Annotated in this window: 12 protein-coding genes; 8 read left to right on the top strand and 4 right to left on the bottom strand. The window is 61.6% G+C overall.

Translation table 11 applies throughout. The annotated features are described in order from the left end of the window. The first annotated feature begins 70 nt into the window (after positions 1-70). From prpB to HMPREF3172_RS10225, 4 genes are all read left to right on the top strand, one after another. On the top strand, positions 71-976 hold the full coding sequence (prpB, locus tag HMPREF3172_RS00700) for a methylisocitrate lyase (protein WP_070514696.1): 906 nt from the start codon (positions 71-73) through the stop codon (positions 974-976). Then, positions 973-2,094 (top strand): bifunctional 2-methylcitrate synthase/citrate synthase, encoded by a 1,122-nt coding sequence (locus HMPREF3172_RS00695; RefSeq protein WP_019174569.1) that lies wholly within the window; start codon positions 973-975, stop codon positions 2,092-2,094. The genes prpB and HMPREF3172_RS00695 overlap by 4 nt, the downstream gene beginning before the upstream one ends. Positions 2,095-2,197: 103 nt before the next feature. Next, complete coding sequence (locus HMPREF3172_RS00690; RefSeq protein ID WP_070514693.1) at positions 2,198-2,989, top strand: enoyl-CoA hydratase/isomerase family protein; 792 nt, start codon at positions 2,198-2,200, stop codon at positions 2,987-2,989. Positions 2,990-3,156: 167 nt separating this feature from the next. Next, positions 3,157-4,050, top strand: coding sequence for a hypothetical protein (locus HMPREF3172_RS10225; RefSeq protein WP_082784617.1), 894 nt, complete (start codon positions 3,157-3,159; stop codon positions 4,048-4,050). Here the strand turns inward: HMPREF3172_RS10225 and HMPREF3172_RS00680 are convergent. Then, entirely contained in the window at positions 4,047-4,550 is a 504-nt protein-coding gene (locus HMPREF3172_RS00680; RefSeq protein ID WP_061940735.1) for a DinB family protein, read from the bottom strand. The genes HMPREF3172_RS10225 and HMPREF3172_RS00680 overlap by 4 nt on opposite strands. A 111-nt stretch (positions 4,551-4,661) precedes the next feature. Here HMPREF3172_RS00680 and HMPREF3172_RS00675 point away from each other — a divergent pair, with 111 nt between their 5' ends. Continuing rightward, positions 4,662-5,567, top strand: coding sequence for a polysaccharide deacetylase family protein (locus HMPREF3172_RS00675; protein WP_070514691.1), 906 nt, complete (start codon positions 4,662-4,664; stop codon positions 5,565-5,567). A 13-nt stretch (positions 5,568-5,580) separates the two neighbouring features. On the opposite strand, the gene HMPREF3172_RS00670 is transcribed toward HMPREF3172_RS00675, so the two are convergent. Beyond that, the gene (locus HMPREF3172_RS00670; RefSeq protein ID WP_141741538.1) at positions 5,581-5,784 is read right to left on the bottom strand and encodes a hypothetical protein; all 204 of its coding nucleotides are present in this window, start codon (positions 5,782-5,784) and stop codon (positions 5,581-5,583) included. A 37-nt stretch (positions 5,785-5,821) separates the two neighbouring features. Here HMPREF3172_RS00670 and HMPREF3172_RS00665 point away from each other — a divergent pair, with 37 nt between their 5' ends. The 3 genes from HMPREF3172_RS00665 to proC are packed head-to-tail and all read left to right on the top strand — an operon-like array spanning position 5,822 to position 8,645. Continuing rightward, positions 5,822-6,829: a Ppx/GppA phosphatase family protein gene (locus HMPREF3172_RS00665; RefSeq protein WP_070514706.1), complete on the top strand. Its 1,008-nt coding sequence runs from the start codon at positions 5,822-5,824 to the stop codon at positions 6,827-6,829. Positions 6,830-6,877: 48 nt separating this feature from the next. Beyond that, positions 6,878-7,789, top strand: a complete 912-nt coding sequence (locus tag HMPREF3172_RS00660) for a sugar phosphate isomerase/epimerase family protein (protein ID WP_070514687.1) — start codon at positions 6,878-6,880, stop codon at positions 7,787-7,789. Between the two features lie 28 nt (positions 7,790-7,817). Beyond that, positions 7,818-8,645, top strand: coding sequence for a pyrroline-5-carboxylate reductase (gene proC, locus HMPREF3172_RS00655; RefSeq protein ID WP_070514686.1), 828 nt, complete (start codon positions 7,818-7,820; stop codon positions 8,643-8,645). A gap of 58 nt (positions 8,646-8,703) precedes the next feature. Here proC and HMPREF3172_RS00650 read toward each other — a convergent pair whose 3' ends face one another. Together HMPREF3172_RS00650 and HMPREF3172_RS00645 are read right to left on the bottom strand one after the other, a co-directional pair. Further along, positions 8,704-9,381 (bottom strand): potassium channel family protein, encoded by a 678-nt coding sequence (locus HMPREF3172_RS00650; protein WP_070427712.1) that lies wholly within the window; start codon positions 9,379-9,381, stop codon positions 8,704-8,706. Next, positions 9,374-10,780, bottom strand: a complete 1,407-nt coding sequence (locus HMPREF3172_RS00645; protein ID WP_083281333.1) for a TrkH family potassium uptake protein — start codon at positions 10,778-10,780, stop codon at positions 9,374-9,376. Before HMPREF3172_RS00645 ends, HMPREF3172_RS00650 begins: the two co-directional genes overlap by 8 nt. Positions 10,781-10,870 lie beyond the last annotated feature (90 nt).

The following is a 10,870-nucleotide window of genomic DNA, read 5'->3' as shown; positions in this document are numbered from 1 at the left end:
GCCTGCCGCGTCCGCGCGGACGCGGCAGGCGCACACCGAAGCCCACTGGAAACCATCAGAAGGGAAACACATGCTTGGAGCAACCACTCCGGCACACAAGCGCCGCGAAGAGTTCCGTCGGCTGCTGGCCGGAGACAAAATCGTTCAGTTCCCCGGAGCCATCAACCCGATCAACGCTCAGATCATCGAGCAGGAGGGCTTCGAAGGCGTCTACATCTCCGGCGGTGCTTTCTCCGCTGACCAGGGCCTGCCCGACATCGGCCTGACCACGCTGACGGAAGTCGCCGAGCACGGTCGCGCCATTTCCCGCGTGACCAACCTGCCCACCTTCATCGACGCCGACACCGGCTGGGGCGAAGCGATGAACGTCGCCCGCACGGTGCAGGAAATGGAAGACGCCGGAATCGCCGGTATGCACCTGGAAGACCAGGTCAACCCCAAGCGCTGCGGCCACCTGGACGGCAAAGAGATCGTCAGCACCGAGGAAATGGTCAAGCGCATTTCCGCCGCAGTGCGCGGCCGCCGCGACGAGAACTTCGTCCTGTGCGCCCGCACCGACGCTCGCGCGGGTGAAGGCCTCGATGCTGCAATCGACCGCGCGAAGGCCTACATCGACGCCGGTGCGGACCTCATCTTCCCCGAAGCTATGCGCGACCTCGGCGAATTTGAAAAGTTCGCCAAGGCCGTCGACGCCCCGATCCTTGCCAACATGACCGAGTTCGGCAAGAGCGACCTGTTCACCACGCAGCAGCTCGAATCGGCCGGCGTCAAGCTCGTCATCTACCCCGTCACCACGCTGCGTCTGGCAATGGGCGCCATCAAGCGCGGTCTGCAGGTCATCCGCAAGGAAGGCACGCAGGAAAGCCTCGTCAGCACCATGCAGACCCGTGCTGACCTCTACGAAACGATTGACTACTCGGCGTACAACGAGTTCGACGCCCACGTCTTCAACTTCTCACAGGAGGGTCACCAGTGACCGAACAGGAAATCAAGAAGGGCCTGGCCGGTGTTGTCGTCGACACCACCGAAATTTCGAAGGTCGTTCAGGAAACCAACTCGCTGACCTACCGCGGCTACCCCGTGCAGGAACTGGCCGCCAACTGCAGCTTTGAAGAAGTCGCCTACCTCATTTGGAACGGCGAACTGCCCAACGCTGAACAGCTCGCTGAGTTCACCAAGCGCGAACGCAGCCAGCGCGACATCGACCCCAAGCTGGTCGACCTGATCCTGGGTCTGCCGAAGGACACCCACCCCATGCACGTCGTGCAGACCGCGGTGGCCTACCTCGGCGCCGTCGACCCGCAGGCTGAAGACAACAGCCCGGAAGCCGACCGCGCAAAGGCCGAGCGCCTCTACGCTCAGCTGCCGACCGTTGTGGCCATCGACCACCGTCGTCGCCACGGGCTCGACCCGATCGCTCCGAAGGAAGACCTGACCTACGCGGAGAACTTCTTCCACATGGTCTTCGGCGAAGTTCCGGCGAAGGAAGTCGTTCGCTGCTTCGACATTTCGCTCATCCTCTACGCCGAGCACTCCTTCAACGCATCGACCTTCACCGCTCGCGTCATCACGTCGACGACCTCTGACATGCACTCCTCGGTCGCCGGTGCAATCGGTGCGCTCAAGGGCGCCCTGCACGGCGGTGCAAACGAAGCCGTCATGGCGACACTGGCCGAAGTCGGCACGGCTGACAAGGCTAAGGAGTACATCGACAACGCGCTTGCCAACAAGCAGAAGATCATGGGCTTCGGCCACCGCGTGTACAAGAACGGCGATTCGCGCGTTCCCACCATGCGCGCAGCGTTCGAAGACATGGTCAAGGTCAAGGGCGCAAACGAACTTCTGGACCTCTACAACACGTTCGAAGAAGAGTTCGTGTCCCGCAAGGGCATCTACCCGAACCTCGACTACCCGTCGGGTCCGGCCTACCACCTGATGGGCTTCGACACCGAACAGTTCACGCCCATCTTCGTCATGGCCCGCATCACCGGCTGGACGGCGCACATCATGGAGCAGACCGCGAACAATGCTCTGATCCGCCCGCTGTCGGCCTACTCGGGCTACGACCAGCGCGAGGTTCCCACCGACCGCTGACCTAAGCAGCACACCCGAGGCGGAGTCCGGCTTTCCTGGGCTCCGCCTCGTGTGCATATCGGCACCTTCCGCACACACAGAACTTGCCAAACAGAGGAGAGAAATGACCGGTCAGCAGCCCACCCCCGCAGAAATTCCCCTGGTGGACGGCTTCGAATACGGTGTCGAAGACGGCATTGCCACACTCACGATTTCCCGCCCGGAGAAGCGCAACGCGCTGTCGCGTGAAATGTGGTTGGCGCTGCCGGAGATCCTCCCGGCAATCGACGCCGATCCGAACGTGTCGGTGCTCATCATCACCGGTGCCGGCGGCCACTTTTCGGCAGGTTCGGACATCAACGACCTCAACGTGCCGCTGCACGAATTCTGGAACACGAACGCAAACGCCGAAGCCGCGATTGAAAACGTCGACATTCCGACGATCGCCGCGATTGAGGGCAACTGCGTTGGCGGCGGTACGGAAATCGCTGCCGCGTGCGATGTGCGGATTGCCAAGCCCGGTTCGATCTACGGTGTGACCGCAGGCCGTCTGGGACTCGTCTACCCGCCCGGACCCACGCGCAGACTCGCGGCCGTTCTGGGGGAGTCTTTTGCCCGCTACATTCTGCTCACAGCAGACATCGTCGACTTCGACCGGATGAACAACCTGGGCTTCTTCCACGAAGTGTCCGACGACCCGCTGGCCACGGCAATCGAAAAGGCCAAGACAATTGCGGGGCGGTCTGCTCTGTCGCAGACGGCCGCCAAGCGGATTCTGCGCGGAGAGGACCTCACGGCTGCCGAGGGCAGCTGGCTGGCTGAAAGCTACTCCTCTGAGATCAGCAGGGGGCAGGAAGCGTTCTTCGAGCGCCGCCGTCCCGATTTCAGCATCAGCAGGACAGATTTCCCAGCCTGATCCGACGGCCGGGTGTGGCTGCCAGCGACGCGGCTGGAGAGTTTCGAACCTGGTGCAGCGGCGTTGCGGGCGTCTTTGAGCAGGCCAAGCAAACGAGTCTGCCCCTTAACAATTCGTGCGCAGCAGTTTATTGTGGCAGAAAGTAGCGAAACCAAAGGTGGTCCGCAATGACAAGAAAGAAGCCCCAGACCAGGCGTGTTGCTCATCTGAAATGGATCATTTGTCTTGGGGGTGTGCCTGCCAGCTACTATGCGCTGGGCTTTCTTGGTAAGTCACTAGATGCGTACTTGGCGACCCTGGGCTTTGGCTTTTTAGCTTCGTTACTTTTATTCCTCTCCAATGTTGTTCCAATCGTATTTCTGTTCTTGTTCGTGAAGTACGCCTACCGTGCATGGCGGACCAGCGGGCTGAGTTTGGAAAGGCAGCGAATCGCTGCGGAACGTGCCCATGAAAGACGCGCGGGGCAGATCGTTGTACAGGGCGGACCTGATCTCACTAAAGCCGCGATGCTGCGTGCACGGACAACTGCGCAGCACTTGCGTCAGCAGCTCGTCGATGGGAATTTTCCAGCGCTCCATCCAAGCGCATACCTGGCATTGAAGCCAGGTGAAGGTATCTTGGCCCAGACGAGGATTCAGTACAGCCGGTTTTACGGCATGACCGTTAATTACACCGAGCGCTCAACCTTAATCTTTGGCAACCCGTTGCTAATGCTTGGCGGGGTTGTGGGTAGCAGTATTGGAAATTCCAGAGCGCGCGCTTCAGCGCAAGCCATGGCAGCTACTCAGTGGCGCGAACACCAGTTCACAGACCTTGTTGTCACAGACCGCCGGTTGTTGGCCCACGTCGGTGGCCGGTGGCTGGAGTTTTGGTTCGACTGCATTACAGCTATGTACCCCTATGCCAACGAGGGCGTGCTTGTGCTCGACTTTGGCAACGATTGCGTACCTCTGCGCATTGCGACGCCAGAAGCTGCGGCTTTGAGCATCTGGATTACACATCAATTGAAAGGACCGGAAGCGCTCCAGCTCTGGAACCCCGGCGAAGTGCTGCAACGCTAGTCAGCAATAGCGCCCAGGATGAACAGCGCCTGGCCTAAGTGGATGGTGGCGTCTTCAATGATGCTCACCAGCCTGGTGCCGCGGCTGACCGGTGGGTCCCAGCGGTCATCGACGATGGCATCGAGGTCATCGTCGTGCAGTGTTGCAATGTAGTCGACCAAAACCTGAGCGGCAGCCTGCGCGTACTCCACAAAAACGCGTGGGTCCTCACCGTGGATGGCCCAGGCATCCTCTGGCGAGTGCCCCAGGCCTAGTTCGGTGCCCTTGGCTCCCAGCCCGGTTTTCTCCGCAAAGCCGACGGACTCCCAGACTTCGGTCCCACCGGTCATTTCGACCACTTGGATGTCGATTTCGCGGCCCGTGTGCCACAGCTGCCACGCAATTGCATTGGGGTGTCCGCCCAGGTGTGCGTTGAGCTGCTGCGGGCTAATGTTTTTCAGCTGCTCCGCCAGTCCGCTGATGCGCCCGGCGGCCTCAGTAAGTACCTGTGTTCCGTTCATACATTGACCCTACGCCTGTCGTTTACTGCTTCGTGAAAGACTGCTCATGCCAGCGGTGAGGCGCCACAAAGCATCACAGACTTCACCGCACACTGACAAGGAGGTCTCGCTATGGCGGACAAAGAAATCTTCGTAGCCTTCGGCATCGACATTGATGCGGTGTCCGGCTGGTTGGGCTCCTACGGCGGCCAGGATTCGCCCAATGACATTCAACGTGGCATCTATGCAGGTGAAATCGGTGTTCCCCGCCTGTTGAAGATGCTCACGAAACGGGAACTTCCCGCAACCTGGTTCGTGCCGGGACACTCGGCCGAAACCTTCCCCGAACAGGTCAAAATGATCGTCGATGCCGGACACGAAATCGGCGCGCACGGCTACAGCCACGAAAACCCCGTCGACATGACAGCCCAGCAGGAACGCGATGTCATGGAGCGCTCCCTGGAGGTTCTGACTAAGCTCTCCGGCTCACAGCCGAAGGGCTATGTTGCCCCGTGGTGGGAAATGTCAGCCCGCACGGCGGACCTTCTGCTGGAGTTCGGTTTCGACTACGACCACTCGCAGAGTCACGGCGACTTCGTTCCCTACTATGCGCGGACCGGCGAAAAGTGGACGAAGATCGACTACTCCAAGCAGGCCTCCGAATGGATGGTGCCGATGGAATACGGCAACACCGTCAACCTGGTGGAGATCCCTGCCAACTGGTACGTCGACGACCTCCCGCCGATGATGTTCATCAAGGGCAGCCCGAACTCGCACGGCTTCGTCAACCCCCGGTCGATCGAAGAACTGTGGAAAGACCAGTTCGACTGGGTGTATAGGGAACTCGACTACGCGATCTTCCCGATCACCATCCACCCGGACGTCGCGGGCCGCCCACAGGTGCTGCTCATGCTCGAGCGGCTCATCGACTACATCGGCGGACACGAGGGCGTGCGCTTTGTCGACATGCAGACCATGGCGACGGACTTCCGTGAACGCTACCCGTACGACAGCGACGAGCGCCCGCCCATGTGGTGATCTGAGGCTTACGTCAGCGCCGCCGCTCGCTGCGCTTACGGGCCCACGTCTCGCGCAGCGAGCGGCCGGCCATGACGACGCCGGCCAAGAAGAACGCCAGCGCGGCAAGCAGGAGGAACAGCCGCAGATCCCGCAGCTGAGGCAGTCTGGAGAACACAACAGCTGCGACGGTAAGGATGAAAGTCGCCGCAATCCACGGGGCTCGAGTGTTCTGCATACCTTCGATAATAGGACCGCGCGGTAATATGCTGACCATGCGCTTAGCCGTCCTCGACATCGGATCCAACAGCATTCACCTTCTTGTGGTCGACGCCCACGAAGGTGCTCCGCCGCTTCCGGCGTCATCCCACAAGGAAGTTCTGCGGCTGGCCGAACACCTCAAAGAAGACGGTTCACTGTCGAAATACGGTGCCAACAGGCTGCTGCACTTCTGCCGTGAAGCCATCGTCGTAGCCGAAGAACAGGGTGCTGAACGGATCCTGGCCTTTGCCACATCAGCACTGCGCGAAGCCCCCAACGGGCAGAAGCTCATCGACAAAATCCACGAAGAAACCGGCCTGATCCTCAACGTCATGTCCGGTCAGGACGAAGCCCGCATCACTTTCCTGGCGGTCCGCCGCTGGTTCGGCTGGTCGGCCGGCAAGATCCTGCTGATGGACATCGGCGGGGGCTCATTCGAATTGGCTGCGGGAACTGACGAATACCCGGATGCCGCAGTCTCGGTTCCGCTGGGTGCAGGCCGCATGCTCAACCACTATCTGAGCCACGAACTTCCCAACCCCGACGAAATCGCGCAGCTGCGCAGGCACGCCCGCCACACCATCGGCAAAGTGGCCGGCCAGATCAACAGGGTCGGCAAGCCCGACCACATCGTCGGTTCGTCCAAGACCTTCCGTTCCCTGGCCCGCATTGCCGGCGCCGCCTCGTCCAGTCACGGCATCTACGTCCCGCGCTACCTGCACAGAAAAGACATGCCCGGCATCATCGATGCTCTGGCTTCCCGCACCCCGGCCGAACGTGCCGAGCTGCCCGGTGTTTCCGAAAACCGCGGGGGACAGGTGCTTGCCGGCGCAATCGTCGCAGACGCTGCGTTCACCATCTTCGGGGTCGAGCAAATGGCGATCTCACCGTGGGCTCTGCGCGAAGGCATCATCATGCGCCAGCTGGACCTGCTGGACACGGCAGAGCACGTCTCTGTGCGCCACACGCTCGACGGCGACGAAACCCCCACCACCACAAACGGCAAGCAGGCGGTCAAGTAAAACCACAGCGGCCTGCTCCGGTGAGAAGAGTGTGCCTAGACTGAGAGCGTGACAGACAAGACACCTCGTAAGGCGTTCACGAAGAAGAACCGCGCCCGCGCAGACTCCCTGCGCCACCGCGCCTATTTCGAGAACAACCCCGTCTACGAACACGGAGCTTCGCACAGCTCCGAAGGGCGGATCCGCGTGGGGCTGTCGTCATCATCGGTGTACCCCATGACGGTGGAGAACACGTTCAACATCGCGGCCGGACTGGGCTATGACGGTGTCGAAATCATGATCACCGACAACCCCGGGACCCAGAGCGCTTCGCACATTCTGGAGCACTCCCAGCGCACCGGCCTGCCGGTGCTCTCGCTGCACGCACCCACACTCCTGCTGCTGCCGCGCGTGATGCACAAAGACAACTGGGAAAAGCTGCGCCTGACCGCAAAGCTGGCAACCGATGTGGGGGCCGAAACCGTTGTCCTGCACCCGCCTTTTCGGTGGCAGGGCGACTACGCGCGCGGCTTCGTCGACGGGGTGCGCCGCCTGACACAGGAAGCCGGTGTGCGCCTGGCCGTGGAGAACATGTACCCGTGGCGGGCGGGCGTGCGGGAACTGCAGATCTACTACCCGGACTGGAACCCGCTGGACGAAGACTACGACCACATGACGTTCGACTTTTCACACGCCGCGACAGCCGGAATGAACGCGCTGGAAACCCTGCAGGGCATCCACGACCGCGTGCGGGTGCTGCACGTGACAGACGGCGCGGGTTCCCTCATGGACGAACACCTGGTTCCGGGGCGCGGAAAAATGCCGGTCAAAGAGTGCCTGCAGTACTTGGCGAAGGTCAACTGGTCGGGTGAGGCCGTCATTGAAGTCAACACGCGCTTTGTGGCCAAGAAGTCCACGCGCATGGAAATGCTCGCGGAGTCCTTGGCGTTCACCCGGAAGCATTTGGGCCTGAACGGCTAGGGCGAGGTTGGAACACGAAGGAGCAGACATGGCTGTCACAGTTGCGATCATCGGAGCGGGAAGCATGGGGTCGTCCCTGCTCAAAGGCATGTTGAGCACGGATGCGCTCAGTAATGAGAACGTTCGCGCCACCACGCATTCGCACGCTTCGGCGCAGAAGCTGGCGCAGGAACTCGGCATCCGCGCCATTGCTGCCGAAGACAACGCGAATGCCAACGCTGAGGCCGTGCAAGGTGCGGACTTCGTGTTCCTGGGCGTGAAGCCCTGGTCGATCCGCGAAACAGCTCAGAGCTTTGCAGATGCGGTCAGCGAAGACACCGTCATTGTGTCTATGGCCGCCGGGGTGTCGCTGGAAACGCTCGCCGCCGCCTTCCCGAACAACCCGGTTGTGCGGATCATGCCGAACACGCCTTCTGCCATCGGCAAGGGGGTCATCACGGTGTCTCCTGATGGCAAGGCTCCCGAGGCGAAGGTCGAGGAGCTCACGAAGCTCCTGTCGGGTGCCGGGGAGGTCTTCACGGTTCCCGAATCGGCTATCGGCGGCATGATCGGCATTTCAGGTTCGGGTGTCGCCTACTTCTTCCTGCTGGCAGAAAAGCTCATCACCGCCGGTCAGGAACTCGGTTTGGACGAAGACACCGCCCGTCGCATGGCAGTTGCCACCGCTGAAGGCGCGGGTCTGCTGCTGGCCGGCGCCCCCGACCCCGCGAAGCTGCGCGCTGCTGTCGCCCACCCCGGCGGCACTACGGCCGCTGCGGTCGACTCCTTTGAAGCCGACGGCTTCGAAGCGAGCGTCGTCCGCGCGGCACGGGCCGCAGCTGAAAAAGCCGCTGACATGGAGCGCGAAAACCGCTGACCGGAGCCCCGCTCAACCGAGCTTGCGAGCACCCGGCGCTGGCGCCTCGGGTGCCCCGTTACGGGCGGCCGGCGAAGCGACCCAGCAGCTCCACGTGCCCGGCGACGATCAGAACATCGTGTTCGCCGATGCGCGAACTCGGTTCCGCATAGGTGAAATCGCGGCCGGGAGACTTGATGCCCACAACCGTGACCCCGTAGTCATCGCGGATCTTCGATTCGCCGAGTGTAAAGCCCTGCACTTCTTTCGGCGGACGCATTTTCACGACCGCAAAGTGGCCGTCGTCGAACTCGATGTAGTCGAGCATGCGCGATGACACCAGGTGGGCCACACGCGCACCGGCTTCAGATTCCGGGTAGAGCACGTGTTCAGCGCCGATGCGGTGCAGAATCTTGCCGTGCGAATTCGAAATCGCCTTCGCCCACACCTGCTCAACACCGATGTCGACGAGGTTCGCGGTCGTGAGCACAGACGCCTCGATCGACGTGCCGATGCCGACAACAGCGGTCGAAAAGTCCTCGGCACCCAGCTGGCGCAGCGCTTCGAGATTGGTGGCGTCGGCTTCGACAATGTGGGTGAGCTTGCCCGTGAACTCCGCGACCTTGTTCGGGTCGCGCTCAATGGCGAGCACCTGCCGGCCGAGCTTCATCAGGTTTTCAGCGGTCGAAGCGCCGAAACGGCCCAAGCCGACGACAAGCACAGAGGAGTTGTCGATCTTCTGTTTGCGCTTAGCCAATGATCGGCCTTTCTTCCGGGTGGCGGAAATGGGTCAGCGAGTCGCGCTGGGACAGAGCGGCCGCCAGTGAGATCGTACCCAGTCGGCCCAAGAACATGAGGAGACTCAGAATGTACAGCGCGGGCTCCGGGGCCCTTTCAGTGAACCCGGACGACAGCCCGCACGTGCCGAAAGCGGATATGACGTCCATGAGCGCATCATCGAGATCTTCGTGCGTCATGGCCAGCATCGCCATGGTTCCGCCGATCACGATGATGAACCCGGCAATCGTCACAGAGATCGCCAGGCGAATAGCCGAAGGGTCGATGCGGCGCTTGAAGGCCACAGCGTCACGGGCACCGCGCGCTTCCGCCCACGCTGCGAGCACGAGCACAGCCAGGGTGGTGACCTTGATGCCGCCGGCGGTTGACGACGAACCGCCGCCGATGAACATGAGCACATCGAGAGCCAAGTGGCTGGCGTCGGACATGGAAGAGACATCGACGGTGTTCATGCCCAAAGACCTGGCGGTCAGAGACATGAAAACAGACTGGAACCCGTAGTTGACGAAGCCGCTTCCGGCCATCGTCTTCTCGTTGCCCCACTCGAAGATCGCAATGAGAACACTTCCCACGGCCAGCAGAATGAGCGAAGTCGTCAGAGTCAGCTTGGTGTGGAGGTCCCACTGGCGGGGGCGATTCCATAGAACTCCCATGATGAGCACCACAGGGAAGCCCAGCGAACCGACAAACGCCGAAAACATCACCACGGAGATGATCCAGTAGTCGTCAGCGAAGGCGATCATGCCCGAATCGTGAATCGAGAAGCCGGCGTTGTTGTAGGTGGAAATGGCGTAGAAGGCCGCGTTGGCCGCAGCGTCGCCCAACTGGGCGCCGCGGCGCAGAAAGCCGATGAGCAGGCCGAAGAACACGACGGTTTCCACAATGAGGACCGTGCTGATGACGGTGCGCAGCAGGGTGCCCATCTGGCCGAGTTTGAAGGTGTTGGTTGCCTGTGCGGCGATGAGCCGCTGCCGTACCCCGAGCTTCTTGGACACGAGCATGCCGAGCATCGACGCAATAGTCAGAATGCCCATACCGCCGATCTGCGCGCCGGCGGCGATGATCGTGAGCCCGAAATCTGAAAAGTACTCGTGCAGGGTCACCGGAGTCAGTCCCGTCACGCACACGGCCGAGGTGGCAACGAACAGGCTGTTGGCGAACGAAAACTCAGACGGGTCCCGGTGGGCCGCTGGAAGGCAGAGGAGCGCGGTGAAGAAGCCGATGACGACAATGAACGCGACCATCGCCAAACGGGCGGGCGACTGCTCTGCGACCCTGTCGACAAAGTCTCGCGCAGCACGGGCCGGCAGTGCCGCCGCAGTGAGCAGACTGCGCCTCTTTTCGCCGTTCTTCTTCACAGAGAGCCAGCATAGTCTCACGCGCGCACACGCGCCCAGGGACACTGGGGGAGGTCGGGAAGTGAGCCGCTGTGCGTGAAGCGGATCACG

The organism is Brevibacterium sp. HMSC08F02 (assembly GCF_001807555.1).
GTDB lineage: Bacteria > Actinomycetota > Actinomycetes > Actinomycetales > Brevibacteriaceae > Brevibacterium > Brevibacterium ravenspurgense.
Note: the sequence above shows the minus strand (reverse complement) of the source record. Positions and strands in the feature narration are given on the sequence as shown.